Source organism: Pseudomonas sp. PDM02 (assembly GCF_014852285.1).
In the GTDB taxonomy this organism is placed as follows: domain Bacteria; phylum Pseudomonadota; class Gammaproteobacteria; order Pseudomonadales; family Pseudomonadaceae; genus Aquipseudomonas; species Aquipseudomonas migulae.
This window is the reverse complement of sequence record NZ_JACVBL010000008.1, coordinates 202,219-226,949: the sequence shown is the minus strand read 5'-3', so window position 1 is coordinate 226,949 and position 24,731 is coordinate 202,219. Positions and strand designations below refer to the sequence as shown.

Annotated in this window: 26 protein-coding genes; 21 read left to right on the top strand and 5 right to left on the bottom strand. The window is 61.1% G+C overall.

The genetic code is table 11. The features are described 5' to 3' along the window. Positions 1-137 precede the first annotated feature (137 nt). From IB245_RS16165 to IB245_RS16150, 4 genes are all read left to right on the top strand, one after another. On the top strand, positions 138-2,051 hold the full coding sequence (locus tag IB245_RS16165) for a sigma-54-dependent Fis family transcriptional regulator (protein ID WP_008042979.1): 1,914 nt from the start codon (positions 138-140) through the stop codon (positions 2,049-2,051). Positions 2,052-2,220: 169 nt separating this feature from the next. Next, on the top strand, positions 2,221-3,570 hold the full coding sequence (gene mpl, locus IB245_RS16160) for a UDP-N-acetylmuramate:L-alanyl-gamma-D-glutamyl-meso-diaminopimelate ligase (RefSeq protein ID WP_192228057.1): 1,350 nt from the start codon (positions 2,221-2,223) through the stop codon (positions 3,568-3,570). Then, positions 3,567-4,199: a flavin prenyltransferase UbiX gene (gene ubiX / locus IB245_RS16155; protein WP_008035761.1), complete on the top strand. Its 633-nt coding sequence runs from the start codon at positions 3,567-3,569 to the stop codon at positions 4,197-4,199. The genes mpl and ubiX overlap by 4 nt, the downstream gene beginning before the upstream one ends. Then, positions 4,192-4,476 carry a YceK/YidQ family lipoprotein gene (locus tag IB245_RS16150; RefSeq protein WP_192228056.1) on the top strand — a complete coding sequence of 95 codons (285 nt, stop codon included), beginning with the start codon at positions 4,192-4,194 and terminating at the stop codon, positions 4,474-4,476. The genes ubiX and IB245_RS16150 overlap by 8 nt, the downstream gene beginning before the upstream one ends. A 133-nt stretch (positions 4,477-4,609) precedes the next feature. Here IB245_RS16150 and IB245_RS16145 read toward each other — a convergent pair whose 3' ends face one another. The 3 genes from IB245_RS16145 to IB245_RS16135 all read right to left on the bottom strand — a co-directional run bounded on the left by IB245_RS16145 (position 4,610) and on the right by IB245_RS16135 (position 7,556). Next, complete coding sequence (locus IB245_RS16145; RefSeq protein WP_008042977.1) at positions 4,610-5,251, bottom strand: oxidoreductase; 642 nt, start codon at positions 5,249-5,251, stop codon at positions 4,610-4,612. A 27-nt stretch (positions 5,252-5,278) separates the two neighbouring features. After that, positions 5,279-6,997 (bottom strand): C13 family peptidase, encoded by a 1,719-nt coding sequence (locus tag IB245_RS16140; protein WP_192228055.1) that lies wholly within the window; start codon positions 6,995-6,997, stop codon positions 5,279-5,281. Between the two features lie 103 nt (positions 6,998-7,100). Continuing rightward, positions 7,101-7,556 (bottom strand): MaoC family dehydratase, encoded by a 456-nt coding sequence (locus IB245_RS16135; RefSeq protein WP_017341009.1) that lies wholly within the window; start codon positions 7,554-7,556, stop codon positions 7,101-7,103. Positions 7,557-7,739: 183 nt separating this feature from the next. On the opposite strand from IB245_RS16135, the gene IB245_RS16130 reads away from it, so the two are divergent. From IB245_RS16130 to IB245_RS16115, 4 genes are all read left to right on the top strand, one after another. Beyond that, positions 7,740-8,102 (top strand): CidA/LrgA family protein, encoded by a 363-nt coding sequence (locus IB245_RS16130; RefSeq protein ID WP_008044533.1) that lies wholly within the window; start codon positions 7,740-7,742, stop codon positions 8,100-8,102. Further along, positions 8,099-8,815 (top strand): LrgB family protein, encoded by a 717-nt coding sequence (locus tag IB245_RS16125; RefSeq protein WP_008035079.1) that lies wholly within the window; start codon positions 8,099-8,101, stop codon positions 8,813-8,815. Before IB245_RS16130 ends, IB245_RS16125 begins: the two co-directional genes overlap by 4 nt. A 10-nt stretch (positions 8,816-8,825) precedes the next feature. Next, positions 8,826-9,416, top strand: a complete 591-nt coding sequence (locus tag IB245_RS16120; protein WP_008035081.1) for an LON peptidase substrate-binding domain-containing protein — start codon at positions 8,826-8,828, stop codon at positions 9,414-9,416. A 129-nt stretch (positions 9,417-9,545) separates the two neighbouring features. Further along, complete coding sequence (locus IB245_RS16115; RefSeq protein ID WP_008044534.1) at positions 9,546-9,713, top strand: hypothetical protein; 168 nt, start codon at positions 9,546-9,548, stop codon at positions 9,711-9,713. 53 nt (positions 9,714-9,766) lie between these two features. Here IB245_RS16115 and IB245_RS16110 read toward each other — a convergent pair whose 3' ends face one another. Together IB245_RS16110 and IB245_RS16105 are read right to left on the bottom strand one after the other, a co-directional pair. Next, entirely contained in the window at positions 9,767-11,083 is a 1,317-nt protein-coding gene (locus tag IB245_RS16110; RefSeq protein ID WP_192228054.1) for a bifunctional DedA family/phosphatase PAP2 family protein, read from the bottom strand. A gap of 175 nt (positions 11,084-11,258) precedes the next feature. Then, positions 11,259-11,957: a DNA-3-methyladenine glycosylase gene (locus tag IB245_RS16105; protein WP_032832881.1), complete on the bottom strand. Its 699-nt coding sequence runs from the start codon at positions 11,955-11,957 to the stop codon at positions 11,259-11,261. Between the two features lie 177 nt (positions 11,958-12,134). On the opposite strand from IB245_RS16105, the gene IB245_RS16100 reads away from it, so the two are divergent. From IB245_RS16100 to IB245_RS16040, 13 genes are all read left to right on the top strand, one after another. Next, complete coding sequence (locus IB245_RS16100; protein ID WP_192228053.1) at positions 12,135-13,406, top strand: glutamate-5-semialdehyde dehydrogenase; 1,272 nt, start codon at positions 12,135-12,137, stop codon at positions 13,404-13,406. 1 nt (position 13,407) lies between these two features. After that, a complete protein-coding gene (nadD, locus tag IB245_RS16095) occupies positions 13,408-14,097 on the top strand; it encodes a nicotinate-nucleotide adenylyltransferase (protein ID WP_263864901.1) in 690 nt (229 codons plus the stop codon). Positions 14,098-14,169: 72 nt separating this feature from the next. Then, positions 14,170-14,664: a ribosome silencing factor gene (gene rsfS, locus IB245_RS16090; protein ID WP_008035092.1), complete on the top strand. Its 495-nt coding sequence runs from the start codon at positions 14,170-14,172 to the stop codon at positions 14,662-14,664. A gap of 9 nt (positions 14,665-14,673) precedes the next feature. Next, positions 14,674-15,141, top strand: coding sequence for a 23S rRNA (pseudouridine(1915)-N(3))-methyltransferase RlmH (gene rlmH / locus IB245_RS16085; protein ID WP_007937439.1), 468 nt, complete (start codon positions 14,674-14,676; stop codon positions 15,139-15,141). 9 nt (positions 15,142-15,150) lie between these two features. Then, positions 15,151-17,046: a penicillin-binding protein 2 gene (gene mrdA, locus IB245_RS16080; RefSeq protein ID WP_008035095.1), complete on the top strand. Its 1,896-nt coding sequence runs from the start codon at positions 15,151-15,153 to the stop codon at positions 17,044-17,046. 31 nt (positions 17,047-17,077) lie between these two features. Further along, positions 17,078-18,181, top strand: coding sequence for a rod shape-determining protein RodA (gene rodA / locus IB245_RS16075; protein ID WP_050550375.1), 1,104 nt, complete (start codon positions 17,078-17,080; stop codon positions 18,179-18,181). Between the two features lie 17 nt (positions 18,182-18,198). After that, positions 18,199-19,209, top strand: a complete 1,011-nt coding sequence (gene mltB, locus IB245_RS16070; RefSeq protein WP_008035098.1) for a lytic murein transglycosylase B — start codon at positions 18,199-18,201, stop codon at positions 19,207-19,209. Beyond that, positions 19,209-20,219, top strand: a complete 1,011-nt coding sequence (locus IB245_RS16065) for a septal ring lytic transglycosylase RlpA family protein (RefSeq protein WP_008044546.1) — start codon at positions 19,209-19,211, stop codon at positions 20,217-20,219. The genes mltB and IB245_RS16065 overlap by 1 nt, the downstream gene beginning before the upstream one ends. 182 nt (positions 20,220-20,401) lie before the next feature. Continuing rightward, positions 20,402-21,559 carry a D-alanyl-D-alanine carboxypeptidase family protein gene (locus tag IB245_RS16060; RefSeq protein ID WP_008035100.1) on the top strand — a complete coding sequence of 386 codons (1,158 nt, stop codon included), beginning with the start codon at positions 20,402-20,404 and terminating at the stop codon, positions 21,557-21,559. An 86-nt stretch (positions 21,560-21,645) separates the two neighbouring features. Beyond that, positions 21,646-21,921, top strand: a complete 276-nt coding sequence (locus tag IB245_RS16055; protein ID WP_008022933.1) for a DUF493 domain-containing protein — start codon at positions 21,646-21,648, stop codon at positions 21,919-21,921. Beyond that, entirely contained in the window at positions 21,921-22,568 is a 648-nt protein-coding gene (lipB, locus tag IB245_RS16050; RefSeq protein ID WP_008044547.1) for a lipoyl(octanoyl) transferase LipB, read from the top strand. Before IB245_RS16055 ends, lipB begins: the two co-directional genes overlap by 1 nt. Position 22,569: 1 nt before the next feature. Continuing rightward, positions 22,570-23,595 carry a lipoyl synthase gene (lipA, locus tag IB245_RS16045; RefSeq protein WP_008035102.1) on the top strand — a complete coding sequence of 342 codons (1,026 nt, stop codon included), beginning with the start codon at positions 22,570-22,572 and terminating at the stop codon, positions 23,593-23,595. Between the two features lie 159 nt (positions 23,596-23,754). Continuing rightward, a complete protein-coding gene (locus tag IB245_RS16040) occupies positions 23,755-24,705 on the top strand; it encodes a S66 peptidase family protein (protein ID WP_192228052.1) in 951 nt (316 codons plus the stop codon). Positions 24,706-24,731: the final 26 nt, after the last annotated feature.

Below are 24,731 nucleotides of genomic sequence, written 5' to 3'. Positions count from 1 at the left end.
CCCAGTGACAGTTTGTACCGCTTGTGGCACAGCTTGTGACTGACCGGTCTTGCCAGCATTGCAATGCGGGCTAGGCTGGAGGATGCTCGGGCATCACCTCAGTACGGGTCACCGAGCCCCGGGGAGAATAATAAGAAATGCACGACAACCATTTGAGTCGCCATGCCCAGCAAGTGCTGACCGTGACCCAGGGGAAATCCCACCTGCACGGTCCCGGCAGCGATCCGTCCATTGCCCGTTCCTGGCTGCGTTGTCTTGAGGACTATCACCTCGACCCGGCCCTGACCATGGCGCCGACGGTGCTGGAGCACGGTCGTGTCCTCGAAAGCCGCGAACGCTTGCAGCAAGTGCTGCACATCGCCGGCAACGAAATGAGCAGTCTTCATCAGCAGCTGTCCGGCGCCGGCCATGCGGTGCTGCTGACGGATGCGCGCGGGGTGATCCTCAATTGTGTGACGGCACCCGCCGAGCGGAAGATTTTCGAACGCGCCGGCCTCTGGCTCGGTGCCGACTGGAGCGAAGCCTGCGAAGGCACCAACGGCATCGGCACCTGCCTGGTGGAGCGTCAGTCGCTGACCATTCACCAGGACGAACATTTTCGTGGTCGTCACACTGGCCTGACTTGCTCGGCGAGCCCGGTGTTCGATCCGCATGGCGAACTGCTGGCGGTGCTCGACGTGTCCTCGGCGCGGCACGAGGTGTCACGGCAAAGTCAGTTCCACACCATGGCCTTGGTCAATCTGTCGGCGAAGATGATCGAGAGCTGCTATTTCCTGCGTTACTTCGACAATCAATGGTTGCTGCGCTTTCACCTGCAGGCGGAATCCGTCGGGCTGTTCAGCGAAGGGCTGCTGGCGTTCGACGGCGAGGGTCGGATCAGCGCGGTCAATCAGAGCGCGCTGAACCTGCTGGGGCATAGTCGTGGCGGGCTGCTGGGCAAACCGGTCGAGGCGTTTTTCGATTGCTCGCTGGATGAGTTGCTGGGCCGCGCGAGTGTGAATGCCAGCGCCAGTTGGCCGTTGCGCGCACGTGACGGGCGCGGCCTGTTTGCCGTGTTGCGCGGTCAGCCGCGCAGCATTCCGGTGCCGGTAGTGACCAGTCGGGTCGTTGCCGAACCTGCGCGCCTGTCGGGCATTTGTCTGGGCGATGCGGGTTTGCAGGAAGACTTCCGCAAATCCCTGCGCGTGTTCGAACGGGATGTGCCGCTGTTGATCAACGGCGAAACCGGGTCCGGCAAGGAGGCCTTCGCCAAAGCGGTGCATCAGGCCAGTCAGCGGGCCGAAAAAGCCTTCGTCGCGCTCAACTGCGCGGCCATCCCGGAAAGCCTGATCGAGAGCGAGTTGTTCGGCTATCGCGGCGGCAGCTTTACCGGCGCACGCAAGGAAGGCATGCGCGGCAAGTTGCAGCAGGCGGACGGCGGGACCTTGTTCCTCGATGAAATCGGCGACATGCCGCTGGCGTTGCAGACCCGGCTATTAAGAGTGCTGGAAGATCGGCAAGTGGTGCCGATTGGCGGCGAGCCGGAAGCGGTCAACGTGCGGATCATCAGCGCGACTCACCGTAATCTTCTGGAACGGGTGCAGGACGGTAGCTTCCGCGAGGATTTGTATTACCGGCTCAATGGGTTGGAGATTGCGTTGCCGGCGTTGCGCGAACGCAGTGACAAATCGCAGTTGCTCGACTTCCTGCTGGCGGAAGAGGCGGGCGGGGAGACGGTGCTGATTGATGAGCCCGCACGCCAGGCGTTGCTGGGTTTCGCCTGGCCCGGGAACGTGCGGCAACTGCGCAACGTGCTGCGCACCTTGGCGGCGTTGTGTGATGGCGGGCGGATCGGGCTGGAGGATTTGCCGGCGATGATTCGACAGGCCAGGCCGGTGCCGGTTGTTGCCGTCGAACCGCCTTGCGAACATCCGCTGGATGATGCCGAGCGCCTGGCGTTGCTGAATGCGCTGGAGCAAACCCGTTGGCACATGACCCATACCGCCGAGCAGTTGGGTGTCAGCCGTAACACCCTCTATAGAAAGCTGCGTAAACACGGCATCGCACGATAGGCGTAGGAGCGAGGCTTGCCCGCGAAGAACGATAACGCGGTGCATCAGGTGAACCGTGTGATGGCATTCGCGGGCAAGTCGGGTCGCCGCACCGCTCGCTCCTACAAACACAAGGTGCGATTTTCGCCTCCCTACGCTAACCTGCGGCCATGTTTTACGAGGTCGACTAATGCACATTCATATTCTTGGTATCTGCGGCACTTTCATGGGTTCGATGGCGGTTCTGGCCAAAGAGCTGGGCCATCATGTGACCGGCTCCGATGCCAACGTCTATCCGCCGATGAGCACTCAGCTCGAGGCGCAGGGCATTGAACTGACCCAAGGTTATGATCCCGCCCAGCTCGATCCGGCGCCGGATCTGGTGGTCATCGGCAACGCCATGTCCCGCGGTAACCCGGCTGTTGAATACGTACTGAACAAAGGCCTGCCATACGTCTCCGGTCCGCAATGGCTGGCCGATCACGTGTTGCAAGGCCGCTGGGTGCTGGCCGTCGCCGGTACGCACGGCAAGACCACCACCAGCAGCATGCTGGCCTGGGTGCTGGAACACGCGGGCATGAGCCCCGGTTTCCTGATCGGCGGCGTGCCGCAGAATTTCTCGGTGTCGGCGCGTCTGGGCGGCACGCCGTTCTTCGTGATCGAAGCCGACGAGTACGACAGTGCATTCTTCGACAAGCGCTCCAAGTTCGTTCACTACCGCCCGCGCACGGCGATCCTGAACAACCTGGAGTTCGATCACGCTGACATCTTCCCCGATCTGCCGGCCATCGAGCGGCAGTTCCACCATTTGGTGCGGACCATCCCGAGCGAAGGCCTGGTGATCCATCCGACCACCGAGCCGGCATTGCAGCGCGTGATCGAGATGGGCTGCTGGACCCCGGTGCAAACCACCGGCGCCGGTGGTCAGTGGCAGGTCAAACTGCTGAGCGAAGACGGTTCGAAATTCGAAGTGATGTTCGAAGGCGTCGCTCAAGGCGTGGTCGAGTGGGACATGACCGGCCAGCATAACGTTGCCAACGCACTGGCCACCCTGGCAGCCGCGCGGCATGTCGGTGTTGTGCCGTCGATGGGCATTGCCGCGCTGAGCGCGTTCAAAAGCGTGAAGCGCCGGATGGAAAAGGTCGCCGAGGTCCGCGGCATTACCATCTATGACGATTTTGCCCATCACCCGACGGCCATCGCCACGACCCTCGACGGTCTGCGCAAACGCATCGGCGACGCGCCGCTGATCGCCATCATCGAGCCGCGCTCCAACTCCATGAAACTTGGCGCGCACCGCGACGGTTTGCCGGAAAGCGTGGTCGATGCCGATCAGGTGATCTGGTACGCACCGGCCAACCTCGGTTGGGATTTGGGCGCGACCGCCGCGCTGTGCAGTGTGCCGTCGATTGTCAGCGAATCACTGGAAGGCATCATCGACCGTGTGAAGAGCCAGGCGCAGCCCGGCACTCACGTGGTGATCATGAGCAACGGCGGCTTCGGCGGCCTGCACGGTAAACTCGCCGAGGCGCTGCAATGAACAACGGCCCGGAACGCATCACGCTGGCGATGACCGGCGCTTCGGGCGCCCAGTACGGTTTGCGCCTGCTGGACTGCCTGATCCGCGAAGACCGCGAGGTGCACTTCCTGATTTCCAAGGCTGCGCAACTGGTGATGGCCACCGAGACTGACGTCACGCTGCCGCCGAAAACCCAAATGATGCAGGCCTTCCTCACCGAGTACACCGGCGCTGCCGCCGGGCAGATTCGGGTGTACGGCAAGGAAGACTGGATGTCGCCGGTGGCCTCGGGCTCCGGTGCGCCGTCGGCGATGGTGGTCGTGCCGTGTTCGACCGGTACGCTGTCGGCCATTGCCACCGGTGCCTGTAACAACCTGATCGAGCGAGCCGCCGATGTCACGCTGAAGGAGCGTCGCCAGCTGATTCTGGTGCCGCGTGAAGCGCCGTATTCGAGCATTCATCTGGAGCACATGCTCAAGTTGTCGAACATGGGCGTGACCATTTTGCCGGCGTCGCCGGGCTTCTATCATCAGCCGCAGACCATCGATGATCTGATCGATTTCGTGGTGGCGCGGATTCTCAACCTGCTGAACATTCCACAAGACATGCTGCCGCGTTGGGGCGAACACCATCTGACCAGCGATGAATAAGCTGCTGACGATTGTGCTGGCGCTGCAACTGGCGGGGCGCGCCACGGCACGCACGCTGGATGCTGCCAAACCGGGGGCACCGGTGGTGTATGCGGGGACGCGCCTGGACTTGTACGCCCTGAATGGCGGTTGCTGTGCGATGGATCGTTTTGGGGCTGAGGCGCCGAGCTATCCGGGTGTCGATCTGCCGGCCAGCGCGTTGCTTGATACGCTGCTGTTGCCGTTGTCGGTGTTGACGGTGATCGGCGTGAGTTTTCAGGCGACGGGTGGGTTGTAGCGTTCGGCGTTAGATCGGTGTTGCGGCCTTCGCGGGCAAGTCGGACCGCCGCACCGCTCGCTCCTACAGGTTCACCATTGACCCTGTAGGAGCGAGGCTTGCCCGCGAAGGCGTCCGCTCAAACGACAAAGAATTACTTGCCTAGCTTCCTCAACTCATCCGACTCGACAATCCGTATCCCATCCTGTTCTTCCAGCGCCAGTCGCCACATCGCCCTGGCCAGTTGGCAAGCTTCGATGCCACGGTATTTGCCGGGGATCAAGCGGGACAACGGACCGGCGACCTGCTCGGCCAGGCGCGGTTCGAGGCGCTCACCCAGCAACACCGAAGGTCGACAAATGGTCAGCTGTGGCCAGTTTTGTGCGCGCAATGCGTACTCCATCTCGCCTTTGACCCGGTTGTAGAAAACCGAGGATCTGCGATCGGCCCCCAGGGCGCTGATAACGATCAAGTGTCGCGCACCCATTTCCCGCGCCCGTTTGGCGAAGGCCACTACCATGTCGAGGTCGACCGCGCGGAACGCCGCTTCCGAGCCGGCCTGTTTGATCGTGGTGCCGAGGCAGCAGTAGGCGATGTCGACGCGACCGCTAAGTTGCGGCAGGAACATCGCCGGGTCGCCGACCGGGTTTTCCAGATGCGGATGCTCGGCCAGCGGCCGGCGTGAGGGGGCCAATACGCGCGTGATCGTAGGCTCGTTGAGCAGGCGATCAAGCAAGTGTTCACCGGTTAACCCGGTAGCTCCGGCAAGCAATACGTGCTGAGGCGTCAAGTACATAATATGTCCCCCTTGATACTGATCAGCTTAGTTGCTCTTTGCGTCCTTGCTGTCGATAGAGACACTTTGTAGCGCTTTTCGTGCCTGCTGTTTACGTAACAGCTGCCAATGGGAGAGAACGGTTTTCGGCGCCCAGATTTGCGGTTCAGAGGCTTCGAAACTGTCCGCCAGTTCACGCTCGGCCACGGAGGCCTTGGCCAGCTTGAAGGCTTGTTCCAGGTCGTCGGTCTGGTTCAGGGCCTGGGCGAACAGCGCGTCGCCGAAGTAGGTGAAGTTGGCTTCTTCCGAGCACCCGAAGGACACGCGGTCGGCGCGCGACGCGGTCATGATCAGGGTACGTTCGTCCTTGAGGGCGGGGATGAAACCACCGGAGTAGCAAGACGAAATCACGATGATCTTGTCGCGGTTTTTCAGCGGGGCGAGCACGGCGCCGAGTTCGTTGGCCGGCAGGTCGGACAGCTCCATGCGTGGCTGGTCGAGCACCAGTTCGTGCTCGCTGGTGCCGTGGCTGGTCAGGTAGATGAAGATCAGGTCTTCCGGGCCGCTGCGCTCGGCCAGCGTCAGCGCCGCACGGCGCAGGTTTTCCCGGGTGGCCATCGGCCGGTCGACGAGGTGGTCGCGATGGTTCACCAGGCGGATCTGGCCAAACGCACCGAAACGGCTGGTGAGCATGTTGCTGACGTAATCGGATTCACGCAGGAACACGCTCTGCTTGCCGTCACCGCCGACAGTCAAGGTGTACAACTCGATCGCCGGGGTCGAAGCCGGCACATTGGCCAGCGCGTCTTCGAGCAAGCGGCCCTGGGCCAGCAAGCCGAGTTCAAGGCTGTCGGGCAACAGCTTGCCGTCGGCATCGCGTACTCGCTGACCATTGGCCCACGTGCCGCTCTGCACGGTGCCATCGGTCAGCACCAGCGTGCCGCGTCCCTGATAATTGTCGCCGTCGAACTGGCCGATGTAGAAGCTGCCATCTGAAAGGTTCAGTCGGCCCTGACCGGTGAAGCGCCAGTCGCTGAACTGGCCGATGTAGTGGCTGCCGTCGGCGCCGATCAACTCGCCTTTGCCATTCAGCGAACCTTCCTTGAACTGGCCGAGCCAGACATCACCGTCGGCGTTTTCGTAGCGGCCCTTGCCGTGCAGTTGGTTGTTCTTGAAGCTGCCGACGTAAATGTCGCCTTCAGCGCTGTTGAATGTCCCGTTGCCTTCCAGCTGACCGTCCTTGAAATGCCCGGTGAACTGATTGCCGCTGGCGTCGCCACGCTGGCCTTCGCCGTTGGGTTTGCCGTGGGCGAACTGACCTTGATACGAGCTGCCGTCTTCGAGTTCCAGACGGCCGAGCCCCGAATATTGATCGGCCTTGAATTCGCCGCGGTAGGTCATGCCGTTTTCTTTGAGGGTGCCTTCGCCTTCGCGCCGACCCGCCTTGAAGCCGCCGGTGTAGCTGCTGCCGCTGGTGGTCAGCGTGCCCTGGCCGTCGAACAGCCCCAGGTTGAAATTGCCGCGATACAGCTCGCCGTTGCTGCCGTGCCATTCGCCCTGGCCGTGCCACTGGCCCTTGTCGAAACTGCCGGCGTACCAGCTGCCGTTCGGGTAATCGACGCGACCCTGGCCTTGCAGCAATCCGTTGACCAGGTCTCCGCGATAGCGGCCGCCGTCCGGCAGGCGCGCATCGGGCGGCAACAGCGATTCGCTGTCGCCGCAAGCGGTGAGCATCAGGGTCAAGGCAATGAGTGCAAGTGAGCGCATAGCGGGATCCGGGCAATTAGGCGACCGAGTATGCCGCAGCTCTATGACTGAGATATAGAGAGAGGTCGCGAAACAGCGTGAGCTGCTTCGCATCCGGGAGCGTTTACACGAAGCAGAGCGACAGTGGCTCGGCGATATAGGCCGGTTTTTCCGAACCTTCGATCTCGAGCGTGGCGGTGGCCTTGAGCAGCCATTGGCCGGGCTTCTTCTCGGTGACTTCGGTCAGATCGACCTTGAGGCGCACTTTCGAATTGACCTTGACCGGCTGAATGAACCGCACGCTGTCGAGGCCGTAATTGACCACCATCTTCAAGCCTTCAGGCAGGATGAGGATGTCTTCCATCAGTTTCGGGATCAGCGACAGCGACAGGAAACCGTGGGCAATGGTGCTGCCAAATGGCGTTTGCGCGGCTTTGACCGGGTCGACGTGGATGAACTGATAGTCTCCAGTGGCTTCGGCGAACAGGTTGATGCGCTCCTGATCGATAGTTAGCCATTCGGAACGTCCAAGTTCCTTGCCGACATAATCTTTGAGCTCTGCAACTGGAACATAGGGCATTGAGACTCTCCTTGGGTTCATCGGTTTTATAGTTTTGAGGTGGGGGGATTTGACCTCCCGGATTACCACTTTAGATCAACATGGCAAATTGCTCCGGTCAACTGACCATGCTTTTGGCGAATGCCGGTCTATAGCGTTGGCATGCTTATAATGCCGGGCGCGATTTTTCGGGGGAGAGGACGGATGTTGTTACGTGGCCTGACCTGGCTGGTGTTGTTCCAATTGCTGGGCACCGCCATCAACCATTTGTTTTTGCCGGTGCTGCCGGGGCCGATCATCGGCCTGCTGCTTCTGCTGGTGTTCCTGATCAGCCGTGGCCAGGTCGGCGAGCCGTTGAGCCTGGCGGCCGGCAGCCTGCTGCGTTACCTGCCATTGCTGCTGGTGCCGCCGGCCGTGGGCGTGATGGTTTACGCCAAGGACATTGCAGCGGACTTCTGGGCCATCGTCGGCGCACTGGTGTTGTCGCTGCTGCTGTCCATGGCGTTCGCCGGTGTGCTGATGCAGCGCATGGTCAAACGCCACGCGCACCGCGAGGACTCGCAATGATCTTCGACTGGCAGGGCGCCTGGGTGTCGGTGATTCATCATCCATTGTTCGGCATCGGCATCACCCTCGGCGCCTATCAGCTGGTGTTGGCGGCGTTCGAGAAAACCCGCTGGATTTTTCTGCAGCCGGTGCTGGTCTCCATGCTGTTGGTCATTGGCGTGCTGGTCGGCTGCGGCCTGACCTACGCCGAGTACCGCAAGAGTACCGAGATCCTCAGTATTTTGCTCGGCCCGGCCACCGTTGCGCTGGCCGTGCCGCTTTACCTCAACCTGCGGCGGATTCGGCAGTTGTTCTGGCCGATATTTACTACGCTGGTGATAGGTGGCGTGATTGCCACCGGCATGGGCGTGTTGCTGGGGTGGTCGTTTGGTGCAGAGCACATGATCCTGATGACCATGGCGCCGAAGTCGGTGACCTCGCCGATCGCCATGCTGGTGGCCGAACAGATCGGCGGCGTCGCGGCGCTGGCGGCGGTTTTTGTGTTGATCACCGGCGTAATCGGGGCGATCTTTGGGCCGAGCCTGCTGAACCGGCTCGGCGTCCACAGCCCCGAGGCGCGCGGCATGGCGCTGGGCATGACCGCCCATGCGGTGGGCACGGCCGTGGCGATGCAGGAAAGTGAAGAATGCGGCGCCTTCGCGGCGCTGGCGATGAGTCTGATGGGCGTGGCCACGGCGGTGTTCCTGCCGTTGGCGGTGTCGATGGTGGTGTAAGGAAATGTCTATGAGCCTGCCGCTTTTCCCGCTGAATACGGTGCTGTTTCCGGGCTGCATCCTCGACTTGCAGATTTTCGAGGCGCGCTACCTGGACATGATTGGTCGCTGCATGAAACAGGGCGGCGGCTTCGGCGTGGTGTGCATCCTTGAGGGTGAAGAGGTCGGCATCGCCCCGTCAGGTTATGCGCTGGTCGGGTGTGAGGCGCTGATCACCGATTTCAAGCAGCAGGACAATGGCCTGCTGGGCATTCGGGTGCAGGGCGGGCGGCGTTTTCACGTGTTGCGCACCGAGGTTCAGCGCGATCAGTTGACCGTCGCCGAGGTCGAGTGGCTGGAAGACGAACCGGAGCAACCCTTGCAGGATGAGGATGCCGACCTCGTCGCACTGCTCAAGGCCCTGGCCGAACACCCGATGGTCGAAGCGCTGAACATGGGCACCGAAGCGACCGGGCAACAGTCGCTGGCCAATCAGTTGGCGTACCTGCTGCCATTCGCCGAGGTGGACAAGATCGACCTGCTGCAACTCGACGATCCGCAGCAACGACTGGATGCGATCCAGGCGCTGCTCGATGAATTGCAGGGTGAGTTGTTCGCTTGAAAGCGAAGGGCTGATGAACGCATTTGGTAGCAGTTTGGGCCTCAGGCCAGCATTGTCGGAAGCAACGGATACGCATAGTTTCAAGTCTGCCCACAGGAAGTGGGTTCACATTTGAAAAGGAAGATGTAAATGGATTCCGACGCAACACAAAAACAGGCTATCTGGGATCAATGCGCCGTTGAGGTCATGCTGGTCGTGCTGAAGAGTCAACAGCGATTCAACTATGAAGTCGCTGCTCAGGCTGCCGCCGATGCCGCGGATGCGCTGATCGAAAAACGCGAAGCTCGACGTACTTGAACAATTTCGCTGGATAAAAAAGCCCGAGCAATGCTCGGGCTTTTTGTGTTCGATCAATAGGCATACCGCAACATTGCGTGCGGTAAATGCCGCAACGCGAAGAAGCCGAATAACACCACCATCGCCGGCAACACCAGCCACCAGACTTTGGGTGGCATGGCGTTGAGCGGTGTCTGGCGCTGACTCAACCCCAGGCTCGCCGCACACACGCACGCCGCCAGCATGGCGCCGGCCAGCACATCCGTTGGCCAGTGCGCGCCCAGGTACACGCGCGACAAGGCAATCGCCAGCGCCGGCAGGCAACCCAGCAGCAACCAGGTCAGGCGCATCCTTGGCGGTTGTCCGCGACCGGCCAGCACGGCGAGCGTCAGAAACAGCGCGAAAGAGCCCGAGGCATGGCCGCTGGGCATGCTGTAGCTGGTAAGCGGGTCGCTCAGGACTTCCGGGCGCAACCGGGCGAAAAAGTGTTTGGTGAGCGTATTGCCGAGTGCGGTGACGAGCAGTGTGCTGCCGGCGAAAATCGCCTGTCGCCATTGCCGGGTCAGCAGCAGCAAAACGGTGAGCAGGGCGCTGAACAGCAGCATATTGCGGAACTCGCCGATCAGGGTGAAAGTCACGGCGACTTCATCGAGCATCGGGCTGCGGTGTTCCTGCACCAGCGTCATCAAACCCTGGTCGAGAGCGGTGAGGTGCGGGTAGCCGATAAACAATCCGGCCAGAATCAACAAGCTCATGCTGGCGATCAGTATCGTGGCCTTGCGATGACGGCGCAGGCTGCTGGTTGCGCTCAGGCCGACCATCACGGCGATGCTGCCGGCGACGATCCCGGCCTCAGGCCAGAAACCTTCCGGTAATGGCAAGCGAATCGCCGCGCCCGTGGCCCAGCCGGGCAGCAGGTAGGCGACGCTCCAGCCGGCAGTGGCCAGCAGGCTGACGGCGACGAAGCGCGGGAACGGCATGTCGAACATCCCGGCGACCATCGGCAGCATCGGCCTTAGTGGCCCGATGAATCGTCCGACCAGCAGGCTGGCGATGCCATAGCGCTGGAAGTAAGCCTCGGCACCGGCGATCCACTCCGGGTGATGGCGCAGGCCGGGCAGGCGCCGGATGTTCTGATGGAAATGTCGCCCAACAAAGTAGGAAACGATATCGCCCAGCACGCCGGCAACGAATCCCAGCAGCAAGGTTTCGCTCAACGACAGCGCACCGCTGCCGGCCAGCACGGCGACGGCAAACAGCAACACCGTGCCGGGTACGATCAGTCCGGCAATCGCCAGGCATTCCACGAAGGCCACGATGAACACCGCCGCAGCCAGCCATTGCGGGTTGACCGTCAGCCATCCGGTCACGCTATCGAGCCATGGGCCCATAAAAACAACTCCATTGAATAATCAATTGGCCTCAAGGGCCGAACGCAATCTTCAAAACACTACAGACCCCTGTAGGAGCAAGCTTGCTCGCGATGGCGGAGTGTCAGGCAACATCTGCTTCGACTGTCAGACCGCTATCGCGAGCAAGCTTGCTCCTACAAGGGATTTTCATTGTTCAAGTGAGCAAAAAATAATCGCGACCTTCGACCTGCCCCCGTCGCAGCGGGTTTCGCGTGCAATACGGCGCGTAAGCTGCATCGACGAAGCGGTACATCAGATGCTCATCGCGCCCATGGGGAATACCCAGGCGTGTGGTTTGAATGATGTGACCCGGCGCCGGGCCGACATCCTCCACCAGCAGCACTTCATGATCAAAACGCTTGGCGTCCCATACCGGCACCTTCAAACCCAGCGCCTTGCACAACAGCGTTTGCCCGGCACAGAGTTTTTGCGACGGGCGAGGGCGGCCCTGAGCGTCGGGATTGTTCAGCAGCATCTGCGCCAGGCTTGCCGGGCCGCTCAACTCGTCGACCCACGGATAAGCGGACTTAATCAAAACCGCATTGCCCGGACCTTGAGCACTGAAATTCAGGGAATCACCGCCCCGGGCGTAATACATATAAATGTGGCCGCCATCCAGAAACAAAGCCTTACGCTTTTCTGTGTAGCCGAGAGAGGCATGGCTGCCTTTTTCTTCGAAGTAATAGGCTTCGGTCTCGATGATCCGGGCGCTGAGCCACAGTTCACCGACCCGATGCCGGATGACTTTGCCAAGTAAATCCCGGGCCAGCGTTTGCGCATCCCGGTCGAAAAATGCGTCCGGGAGCCCGGTGGGCAGGCCCGCAGCGGTCGCACGAACAGTCAGGTTGGACATGATGAACGGCATTTATCAAAGCTGATTGAGTCGTGATGATAACAATTTGCAGCTTAATCACGGCTGAACGTCGGCAAATTGCCCTCCATTTCGACCATCCGCCCGTCACCGCTGTTAGTCAGGGGACGCGACAGCTATAATCTGCCGCTTTCATCTTTGCCAAGATCACAGCAGACAATGACTGAGTCCGTTCTCGACTACATGACCCGCCTGGGTCGCGCCGCCCGTGAAGCGTCGCGCATCATCGGCCGTGCCAGCACCGCGCAGAAAAACCGCGCCTTGCAGGCGGCTGCCAATGCGCTGGATGCCGCGCGTGCCGAGCTGACGGCCGCCAATGAGCTGGATCTGGCGGCTGGTCGAGCCAATGGCCTGGAACCTGCGCTGCTGGAACGTCTGGCGCTGACCCCGGAGCGTATCGACGGCATGATCGTCGGTTTGCGCCAGGTTGCAGCGTTGCCGGACCCGGTCGGAGCCATTCGCGACATGAGCTTCCGTCCGTCGGGGATTCAGGTCGGCAAGATGCGTGTGCCGCTGGGCGTCATCGGGATCATCTACGAATCCCGGCCCAACGTGACCATCGACGCCGCCAGCCTGTGCCTGAAGTCCGGCAACGCGACCATCCTGCGCGGCGGTTCCGAAGCGATTCATTCCAACCGTGCCATCGCCGCCTGCATTCAACGCGGCCTGGCCGAAGCCGATCTGCCGGCCGCCGTGGTGCAAGTAGTCGAAACCACCGACCGTGCCGCCGTTGGCGCGCTGATCACCATGCCTGAATACGTCGACGTCATCGTGCCCCGTGGCGGCCGTGGCCTGATCGAACGCGTCAGCCGTGATGCGCGTGTGCCGGTGATCAAGCATCTGGACGGTATCTGCCACGTTTACGTCAGTGCCCACGCCGATCTGCCGAAGGCCCAGCGTATTGCCTTCAATGCCAAGACTTACCGTTATGGCATTTGCGGTGCGATGGAGACGCTGTTGGTGGATCAAACCGTTGCCAAAGATTTCCTGCCTTCGATAGCTGCCCAGTTCCGCGAAAAAGGCGTTGAACTGCGGGGGTGCGAGCGCACTCGGGCGATCATTGAGGCCGCAGTGGCCACTGAAGAAGACTGGCACACCGAGTACCTGGCGCCGATCCTCTCGATCCGCGTGGTCGACGGGCTGGACCAGGCCATCGAGCACATTAATAAGTACGGCTCCCATCACACCGATTCGATCGTCAGCGAAAACCTTGCAGACACCCGGCGTTTCGTCGCGGAAGTCGATTCGTCGTCGGTGATGATCAACACCCCGACCTGCTTCGCTGATGGCTTCGAATACGGATTGGGTGCCGAGATTGGCATTTCTACTGATAAGCTGCACGCCCGCGGCCCGGTGGGTCTCGAAGGTCTGACCTGCGAGAAGTACATCGTGGTCGGTGATGGCCAGTTGCGCGGCCAGGCGTCGGTCTGACTTGGGCGACCTTAATCCGTCGGCCCCGGTAACCACCAGCGAACCTGCGCCTCGACGTATCGGCATGCTGGGCGGGACGTTCGACCCGGTGCACATCGGCCATTTGCGCGGTGCGCTGGAAGTTGCCGAGTCGCTGGCGCTCGACGAGTTACGCCTGACACCGAGTGCCAGGCCGCCTCATCGCGGTACGCCGCAGGTGTCGGCGAAGGACCGTCTGGCGATGGTCGAGTGCGCGGTGGCCGGTGTGGCGCCGTTGGTGGTGGACGCCCGCGAATTGCAGCGGGACAAGCCGTCCTACACCATCGACACCCTGGAACTGATGCGTGCCGAACTGGCTGCTGAAGACCAGGTTTTTCTACTTTTGGGCTGGGACGCATTTTGCGGCCTGCCCACTTGGCACCGCTGGGAAGAGTTGCTCCAGCATTGCCACATCCTGGTGCTGCAACGCCCGGATGCCGACAGCGAACCGCCGGATGCCTTGCGCAACCTGCTGGCAGCGCGCTCGGTGAGCGACCCGCTGGCCCTTAAAGGGCCGAGCGGACAGATTGCATTCGTCTGGCAGACGCCGCTCGCGGTATCCGCCACCCAGATCCGTCAACTGCTGGCCAGCGGTAAGTCGGTACGTTTCCTGGTGCCCGACGCGGTCCTGGCCTACATCGATGCGCACGGACTTTACCGTGCGTCGAACTGAAAAAGGGTGCGCTTCAAGGCACGTGAATGCGTGTAGCGAAGCGCCCGAACATACGAGCAAAACGAGTTTTATATGACTGACAAAGACGTAGCTAAAGTAAAGCGCAAAGGCACATTCAAGAGCGCCCCGCTGCCAGTAGAAGCGCCAACCGGCCCTGAGCTGGCTGGCGAAGCGCTGGTCAAGGTTGCCGTGGCAGCCCTGGAAGACGTGAAGGCCCAGGACATCCAGGTCATCGACGTTCGTGAAAAGCAGAGCATCACTGACTTCATGATCATCGCTACCGGTACGTCCAACCGCCAGATCGGCGCCATGCTGGACAAGGTCCGCGAAGCCGTCAAAGCCCAGGGCGTCAAGCCTTTGGGTGAAGAAGGCAAGGGCGACAGCGACTGGGTCCTGCTGGATATGGACGATGTCATCGTGCACATGATGACCGCCTCGGCTCGCCAGTTCTACGACCTGGAGCGCCTGTGGGCCGGTGCAGAGCAGAGCCGTTCGGCCAGCGCTGCGCATCACAGCCCGGAAAACACCCACGAGCATTTCACCAAGCTCAACAAAGACCAGCTGTAAGGGATTGCTGTGCGACTGCGACTGATCGCCGTCGGTTCACGCATGCCCAAGTGGGTGGAAGAAGGCTGGCATGAATATGCCAAGCGTCTTCCGTCCGAGCTGGCGCTGGAACTGGTGGAAATACCGCTCAACACCCGTGGCAAGAACGCCGACGTGGCACGCTTCATCCGTCAGGAAGGCGAAGCCATGCTGGCCAAGGTCGGGCCGAACGAGCGCGTTGTCACCCTCGAAGTCCACGGCAAGCCCTGGAGTACCGAGCAGTTGGCGGTCGAGCTCGATCGCTGGCGGCTGGACTCGCGCACGGTGAATTTCATGGTCGGCGGCCCCGAAGGGCTGGCGCCGGAAGTTTGTGCGCGGGCCGATCAGCGCTGGTCGTTGTCACCGTTGACGTTGCCGCACCCGCTGGTGCGGATTCTGATCGGCGAACAGCTGTACCGTGCCTGGACAGTTCTGTCCGGTCACCCTTACCACAAGTAGTTCTGCCTCATGTCCCAGCCGATCCGCATCAAGGACCACGAAAAAGACGCCCGTCTGGTGCGTGGCCGCGTCGTGTTCGGGGCTATTGCAGTGGTGGTGCTGATCGGCGTGCTGATCGCTCGCCTGTATTTCCTCCAGGTGATCCAGTACGAGTACCACTCGACCCTGTCGGAAAACAACCGCGTCCATGTGCAGCCGATTCCGCCGACCCGCGGATTGATCTTCGACCGCAATGGCGTGGTGGTGGCCGACAACCGGCCCAGCTTCAGCCTGAGCATGACCCGCGAGCGTTCCGGCGACTGGCAGCAAGTGCTCGACGTGATCGTCGAGGTGCTGGAGCTGACGCCCGAGGATCGGGTGATCTTCGAGAAACGCATGCGCCAGGGGCGTCGGCCATTCGAGCCGGTGCCGATCCTGTTCGAGCTGACCGAAGAGCAGATCGCCCGCATCGCCGTGAACCAGTTCCGCCTCCCGGGTGTGGAAGTGGTTGCGCAGCTGGTGCGGCATTACCCGCAGGGCGCGCACTTTGCGCACTCGGTGGGTTACATGGGGCGGATCAACGAGAAAGAGCTGAAGTCTCTCGATCCGGTCAATTACAGCGGCACCCACCACATCGGCAAGACCGGCATCGAGCGTTTCTACGAGCCCGAGTTGCATGGCCAGGTGGGTTACGAAGAAGTCGAAACCAACGCACGAGGCCGCGTTTTGCGGGTGCTCAAGCGTACCGATCCGATTCCCGGCAAGGACATCGTCCTGAGCCTGGACATCAAGTTGCAGGAAGCGGCCGAAGCGGCACTCGGCGGTCGCCGTGGTGCGGTGGTCGCGCTGGACCCGAAAACCGGCGAAGTGCTGGCAATGGTCAGTCAGCCGAGTTTCGACCCGAACCTGTTTGTGACCGGCATCAGCTTCAAGGCTTATTCCGAACTGCGTGATTCCATCGACCGGCCGTTGTTCAATCGCGTGCTGCGTGGTCTTTACCCACCGGGTTCGACCATCAAGCCCGCGGTGGCCATTGCGGGCCTGGACTCGGGCGTTGTCACCGCGTCGACCCGGGTCTTCGACCCCGGCTACTACATGCTGCCCAATTACGATCACAAGTATCGCAACTGGAACCGTACCGGTGACGGCTACGTCGATCTGGACACGGCGATCATGCGGTCCAACGACACCTACTTCTATGACCTGGCCCACAAGCTGGGGATTGATCGCTTGTCGGCCTACATGGGCAAGTTCGGCATCGGCCAAAAGGTCTCGCTGGACATGTTCGAAGAGTCGCCGGGGCTGATGCCGTCCCGTGAGTGGAAGCGCGCGACCCGACGCCAGGCCTGGTTCCCGGGTGAAACGCTGATTCTCGGGATCGGTCAGGGCTACATGCAATCCACGCCGCTGCAACTGGCCCAGGCCACGGCGCTGGTGGCCAATAAAGGTGTGTGGAACCGTCCGCACCTGGCCAAGACCGTCGAAGGCGAGCGGCCGAAGGATGACAATCCGATGCCGGACATCATCCTGCGCGATCCGTCCGACTGGACCCGGGTCAACCACGGCATGCAGCAAGTGATGCACGGTGCGCGCGGTACGGCGCGCAAGGCTTCGATCGGCGCGCAATACCGGATCGCCGGCAAAAGTGGTACCGCCCAGGTGGTCGCGATCAAGCAGGGCGAGAAGTACGACCGCTCGAAGGTTCAGGAACGTCATCGCGACCACGCCTTGTTTGTCGGCTTCGCGCCGGCCGACGACCCGAAAATCGTGGTGTCGGTGATGGTCGAGAACGGCGAGTCCGGTTCCGGTGTCGCCGCGCCTGTGGTGCGTCAAGTCATGGACGCCTGGCTCCTCGACCAGGACGGCCGACTGAAAGCCGAATACGCCAGCCCTATCAGTGCGGAGGCTACGGCCCGTGAAGAGTAATTTCGATCGCATCCTCTCCAGCGAGGATGTGATGCGTCGCCGTGCGACGCTGTTGCAACGCATGCACATCGACGGCCCGCTGCTGATCCTGCTGCTGACCCTCGCCGCCGGCAGCCTGTTCGTGCTGTATTCGGCCAGCGGCAAGAGCTGGGACCTGCTGGCCAAGCAAGCTACTTCGTTCGGCATCGGTCTGGTGTCGATGATCGTCATCGCCCAATTCGAGCCGCGCTTCATGGCCCGTTGGGTGCCGGTCGCTTATGTCGTCGGCGTGCTGTTGCTGGTGGTGGTGGACGTCATGGGCCACAACGCCATGGGCGCCACGCGCTGGATCAACATTCCGGGGGTGATCCGCTTCCAGCCTTCGGAGTTCATGAAGATCCTGATGCCGGCGACCATCGCCTGGTACTTGTCCAAGCGCACCTTGCCGCCGCAGCTCAAGCATGTGGGCGTCAGCCTGTTCCTGATCGGTTTGCCGTTCATTCTGATCGTGCGTCAGCCCGACCTCGGCACTTCGCTGTTGATCCTGGCGGGTGGGGCATTCGTTTTGTTCATGGGCGGGCTGCGCTGGCGCTGGATCATCAGCGTACTGGCCGCCGCCGTGCCGGTGGCCGTGGGGATGTGGTTTTTCATCATGCACGACTACCAGAAGCAACGAATCCTGACGTTCCTCGACCCGGAAAGCGATCCGCTGGGCACCGGCTGGAACATCATTCAGTCAAAAGCCGCCATCGGTTCCGGCGGCGTGTTCGGCAAGGGTTGGCTGCTGGGCACGCAATCGCACCTCGACTTCCTGCCGGAAAGCCACACCGACTTCATTATTGCGGTGATGGGTGAAGAGTTCGGCCTGGTGGGCATCTGCGCACTGCTGCTGATTTACCTGCTGTTGATCGGTCGCGGGCTGGTGATTACCGCCCAGGCCCAGACATTGTTCGGCAAACTGCTCGCGGGCGCCCTGACCATGACGTTTTTTGTTTACGTTTTCGTCAACATCGGTATGGTCAGTGGCCTGTTGCCGGTTGTAGGGGTGCCGTTGCCGTTCATTAGCTACGGAGGAACTTCGCTGGTAACGCTGCTGTCAGCGTTTGGGGTTTTGATGTCGATCCATACCCATCGCAAGTGGATCGCACAGGTTTGAATAAGGTGAAGATTTCAATGCAAGTAATGCGTGGCTGGGCGACTCGATACGCGCCATGGGTCGGCCTGGTAAGCATCCTTGGCACAGCGCAGGACGCGTTGGCCGGCGATTACGAAGGCTCACCCCAGGTGGCCGGCTTCGTCGGTGAAATGACCCGCGACTACGGTTTTGCCGGTGAACAGCTGATGGGCGTGTTCCGCGAAGCCGAGCGCAAGCAGTCGATTCTGGACGCTATCTCCAAGCCCGCCGAGCGGGTCAAGCAGTGGAAAGAATATCGTCCGATGTTCATCACCGACGCGCGCATCGCGCGCGGCGTGGATTTCTGGCGGCAGCACGAGGCGGTACTCGCCCGTGCCGAGCAGGAATATGGCGTACCGGCCCAGGTGATTGTCTCGATCATCGGCGTTGAGACCTTTTTCGGTCGAAATACCGGCAATTACCGGGTAATCGACGCCTTGTCGACCCTGGGTTTCGACTATCCTCCCCGTGCCGAATTCTTCCGCAAGGAATTGCGTGAATTCCTGTTGCTGGCCCGGGAAGAGCAGGTCGATCCATTGACCCTCAAAGGTTCCTACGCCGGGGCGATGGGCTTGCCGCAGTTCATGCCGAGCAGCTTTCGCGCCTATGCGGTGGACTTCGACGGTGACGGCCACATTAATATCTGGACCAATCCGGACGATGCCATCGGCAGCGTCGCCAGTTACTTCAAGCGTCACGGCTGGGTGGCCGGCGAACCGGTGGTCAGCCGCGCCGATGTGCGTGGCGATCAGGTCGACGAAGGTTTGACCACCGGCATCGAACCGACTAAAACCGTCGGGGAGTTGCGGGCTCTAGGGTGGTCAAGTCATGATGCGCTGCGCGATGATATGCCGGTCACGGCATTCCGCCTGGAAGGTGACAATGGCCCTGAATACTGGATGGGCCTGACGAATTTTTACGCAATCACGCGTTATAACCGCAGCGTGATGTACGCCATGGCAGTACATCAACTGTCTGAACAGCTGGTCCAAGCACGGGGCGTCAAGTAATGCGGGCATTGCCTATGAATAAACCCCTGAAGCTGATGGCATTCGCCGCGTTGGCAGTGCTGGTCGCCAGTTGTTCGACCAGCCGCGCACCGTCACAGAAATCATCCACCGCCGTGCGCTCGGCGCCGGGGCTGGACATCAACCGCGCCCACAAAGATGGCGCACCGTGGTGGGACGTCGACGTATCGCGCATCCCGGATGCCACGCCGACCCTGCACACCGGCCCTTACAAGGCCAACCCGTACACCGTGCTGGGCAAGACTTACTTCCCGCTGCAAGAATCCAAGACCTACGTCGCCTCGGGCACGGCGTCCTGGTACGGCACCAAGTTCCACGGCCAGAACACCGCCAATGGCGAGGTTTACGACCTGTATGGCATGAGCGCCGCTCACAAGACCCTGCCACTGCCGAGTTACGTTCGGGTGACCAACCTCGACAACAACAAGTCAGTGATTTTGCGGGTCAACGATCGCGGGCCGTTTTACTCGGATCGCATCATCGACTTGTCCTACGCTGCCGCGAAGAAACTCGGCTACGCCGAAACCGGCACCGCACGGGTCAAGGTCGAAGGCATCGACCCGCAGCAATGGTGGGCGGCCAAAGGCCGTCCGGCGCCTTTGATGCTCAACGAGCCGCAAGTAGCGCAAAATGCCGCGCCGACGATTACCGCATCGGCCGGCACGGTCGAGCAATGGACGCCTCCGCCGCAGCAACACGCCGCGGCCGTTGTGCCCGTGCAGATCGATGCAAAAAAAAACGCTTCTGTACCAGCCTCTGGCCAGTATCTGCAGGTGGGCGCGTTCGCCAACCCGGACGCTGCAGAACTCCTGAGATCGAAGCTCAGCGGGATGGTGAGCGCTCCGGTGTTCATCAGCTCGATCGTGCGCAATCAACAGACACTGCATCGGGTGCGCCTGGGGCCGATCGGCTCGCCGGGTGAAATCCAGCAAGTGCAGAACAGCGTGCGCCTGGCCAATCTCGGTTCGCCGAGCGTGGTCACCGCCGAGTAATACGTAGTACTTGATTGACGGTTCACTTGCGGTTTTGAGGGGTGGACCTGGTTGTTGGCTCGTTGAAGAACAAAAGCCCGGCAAGGGTTCTGAGTGAACGACTGAACACGCGACAGCTCGTTAGAAAGCTGTCTGATTAGTTTTGCCTTCGGGCAGTTTCCATTAGCGATTTCGAGAGACGGATGAACATCACCACCTTTGCCAAACGCCTGTGCCTTCTAGTCCCGCTGCTCCTCTCGCCTGCCGCTTTCGCGGTCGAGATGATGCCGTCGCCGCCACAACTGGCCGCCAAAGCCTATGTGCTCATGGATGCCAGCAGCGGCAACGTGCTGGTCGAGAACAACGGTGACCAGCGTCTGCCGCCAGCCAGCCTGACCAAGCTGATGACCGCGTACATCGCGACCCTGGAAATCCGTCGCGGCCAGATCGGCGAAAACGACCCGGTGACCGTGAGCGAAAACGCCTGGCGCACCGGCGGTTCGCGGATGTTCATCAAGGTCGGTTCGCAAGTGACCGTCAGCGACCTGCTGCACGGCATCATCATTCAGTCGGGTAACGACGCCAGTGTTGCGCTCTCCGAGCACATCGCCGGCAGCGAAGACGCTTTTGCCGACATGATGAACAAAACCGTGGCCGACCTGGGCATGACCAACAGCCACTTCATGAACCCGACCGGTCTGCCGAACCCTGAGCACTACTCGTCGGCTCACGACATGGCCGTGCTGGCTCGCGCGATCATCCACGAAGACCCGGCTCACTATGCGATCTACTCGCAGAAAGAGTTCTTCTGGAACGGCATCAAGCAACCTAACCGTAACCTGCTGCTGTGGCGCGACAAGACGGTCGACGGTCTGAAAACCGGCCACACCGATGAAGCCGGCTACTGCATGGTGTCTTCGGCCGTACGTGATGGCATGCGCCTGATCGCCGTGGTGTTCGGCACCAACAGCGAAGTGGCACGTGCGTCGGAAACCCAGAAGCTGCTGACCTACGGTTTCCGTTTCTTCGAAACCCAGACCTTCTATCAGAAAGGTGCCGAGCTGGCTCAGGCCCCTGTCTGGAAAGGCTCCACCAATCAAGTCAAGGCCGGCCTGGCTGAAGACCTGACCATGACCCTGCCAAAAGGCCAGCTGAAAAAGCTCGCTGCCAGCATGACCATGAACCCGCAACTGGTTGCGCCAATCGCCAAGGGCGACGTGATCGGTAAAGTCGAAGTCAAACTGGACGACAAGGTGGTGCACAGCGCTGACCTGATCGCTCTGGATGGCGTCGAAGAGGGTGGTATCTTCCGTCGCATGTGGGATAGCATCCGTCTATTCTTCTACGGCTTGTTCAACTGAATTAGTGTGCACCTGCATGGTCCCGCGCTCATCCGGCGCGGGGTCATGCCCGTCGCCACGGCTTACGCTTACGAGGCCGTTACGCCATGACCGATACTGAAGTAAAGGCGCCCAAGATCGAATTCCCCAACGTTGATTACCCGGTTAAGGTGATCAGCGATACCGGTGTTGGCAACAAAGACAGGATCATCGAGATCGTCAAGAAACACGCGACGATCAACCATGACCGTGTGGATGAACGCCAAAGCACCAACGGCAAATACACCACGATTCAATTGCACATCGTCGCCACCGACCAGGACCAGCTGTACAACATCAACAGCGAACTGCGGGCTACCGGCTTCGTGCACATGGTGCTGTGATGTCTGGCACGCTGGGCTTTCGCGAGCTCGGCCAGATGGCGTACGAGCCGGTCTGGCATGCCATGCAACGTTTCACCAACGAACGCGGCAGCGATGCCGCGGACGAAATCTGGCTGGTTGAGCACCCACCGGTGTTCACTCAGGGCCAGGCCGGCAAGGCCGAGCACTTGTTGCTGCCGGGGGATATTCCGGTGGTGCAGGTCGATCGCGGTGGTCAGGTGACTTATCACGGTCCCGGCCAGTTGGTCGCCTATCTGTTGCTCGATGTGCGCAAGCTGGGTTTCGGCGTGCGTGACCTGGTCACCCGCATGGAACTCTGCCTGATCGAGCTGCTGGCCAGCTACGGCGTGACGGCTGCGGCCAAGCCAGATGCACCGGGTGTCTACGTCGATGGGGCGAAAATCGCTTCCCTGGGTCTGCGGATCCGCCACGGTTGTTCCTTTCATGGCCTGGCCCTGAACGTGGACATGAACCTGGAACCGTTTCGACGGATTAATCCCTGCGGCTACGCCGGGCTGGCGATGACCCAGCTGAGCGATCACGCAGGATCGATTGAATTTGCCGAGGTAAGTGCCCGGCTGCGCGCGCAGCTCGTCAAACACCTCGACTATGCTGAGCAGACGACCCTAACGGGCGGAATCGACTGATATGACTACTGATGCAGTGCAAACCATGATCCCGACGCTGGATGTCACCGAGCGTCCGGCCCCGCGTGCCAAGGTTGAAGCCGGCGTCAAGCTGCGCGGCGCCGAGAAGGTTGCACGCATCCCGGTAAAGATCATTCCTACCACCGAACTGCCGAAGAAACCTGACTGGATCCGCGTGCGCATCCCGGTTTCCCCGGAAGTCGACCGCATCAAGGCGTTGCTGCGCAAACACAAGCTGCACAGCGTGTGCGAAGAAGCGTCCTGCCCGAACCTGGGCGAGTGCTTCTCCGGCGGCACCGCGACCTTCATGATCATGGGCGACATCTGCACCCGTCGCTGCCCGTTCTGCGACGTTGGCCACGGCCGTCCGAAACCACTGGACGTGAATGAGCCGGAAAGCCTGGCCATTGCCATCGCCGACCTGAAACTGAAATACGTAGTGATCACTTCGGTTGACCGCGATGACCTGCGTGACGGCGGTGCCCAGCACTTTGCCGACTGCATCCGCGAAATCCGCAAGCTGTCGCCGAACGTGCAGCTCGAAACCCTGGTCCCGGATTACCGTGGACGCATGGACGTGGCGCTGGAAATCACCGCCGCCGAGCCACCGGATGTGTTCAACCACAACCTGGAAACCGTGCCGCGCCTGTACAAGGCTGCGCGTCCGGGTTCGGACTACCAGTGGTCGCTGACCTTGCTGCAACGCTTCAAGCAGATGATGCCGCACATTCCGACCAAGTCCGGCCTGATGCTGGGTCTGGGCGAGACCGACGAAGAAGTCATCGAAGTCATGAAGCGCATGCGCGAGCACGACATCGACATGCTGACCCTCGGCCAGTACCTGCAACCGTCCCGCAGCCACTTGCCGGTGCAACGTTTCGTGCACCCGGACACCTTCGCCTGGTTCGCCGAGGAAGGTTACAAGATGGGCTTCAAGAACGTCGCTTCCGGTCCGTTGGTACGTTCCTCGTACCACGCCGACGAGCAGGCGAAGCTGGTTAAAGCTGAACTGATCTCGTCGTTGTAACAAAACGCCCGCAAGGCTTTTCAGCCTTGCGGGCATTTTTTTGCCGTGCCTACGGCAACTACAGTCTTTTCCTGCACGCTGTGGGGCGACTGTCCCTCTTCTGTTTATTCCCGTTCCTGACTACTGTGTGCAGAAGCTTTCGCGCAGGGAGATTCATGGATGACCGTTCGACCGACCCACACTCTTTTTCCCCATAAACCCGTTCCGGCCTTGCCCGCGCAAGGGCTGATCGGCGTCATTGCGCCCGCAGGCCCCGCTGCGCTGGACACCGATAAGGCCATCAGCTGGATGCGCGCGCGCGGTTACGCGTTGCGGATTTTCCCTGGTGTGTATGAACAGGATGGCTATCTGGCCGGCAGTGACGACGTGCGGCTCAATGACCTGCACGCCGCGTTCGCGGACAGCGAGGTCGATGCGATCATTTGCCTGCGCGGTGGTTACGGCACGCCGCGTTTGCTCGATCGCATTGATTTCGAACTATTGCAGAACAACGCCAAGCCGTTCATCGGCTACAGCGATATCACGGCGCTGCACCTGGCGATCAGCCGTTATGCCGGGTTCGTGACTTTTCATGGCCCGCTGCTCAACGCTGATTTGTTGGGGGACAAGCAAAAGCCTACCGAGTCCTCGTTTTTCAACATGCTCAGGGGGCAGGTGAAGGCGGGCAGTGTGTTGACGCACCCGGTGGCTTACCCGTTGACCACAATCGAGCCTGGCATCGCTCACGGGCGCTTGCTGGGCGGTAATCTGTCGATGATTGCCGCGACCATGGGCACGCCTTATGAAATCGAGGCCGAGGGCGTGATCCTGCTTCTCGAGGACATCAACGAGCCGTTGTACCGCATCGACCGGCTGCTGACTCATCTGCGTCTGGCCGGCACGCTGGGCAAGTTGCGCGGGGTTCTGGTGGGGGATGTGGCGGGGGTCGATTCGATTGCGCTGGAGCGGTTGCTCAAGCAGACGTTCGAGCCGTTGCGGATTCCGGTGTTGTCGGGGTGGCGCAGCGGGCATTGCGATCCGAACCTGACGTTGCCGATGGGGGCATTGGTCCGGTTGGATGCGGGTAATAAGGAATTGGTGTTGGAGCAGGATGTAGTCATCAAGCGATAGTTTTACAGCGCCTGATAGTCAGTCTT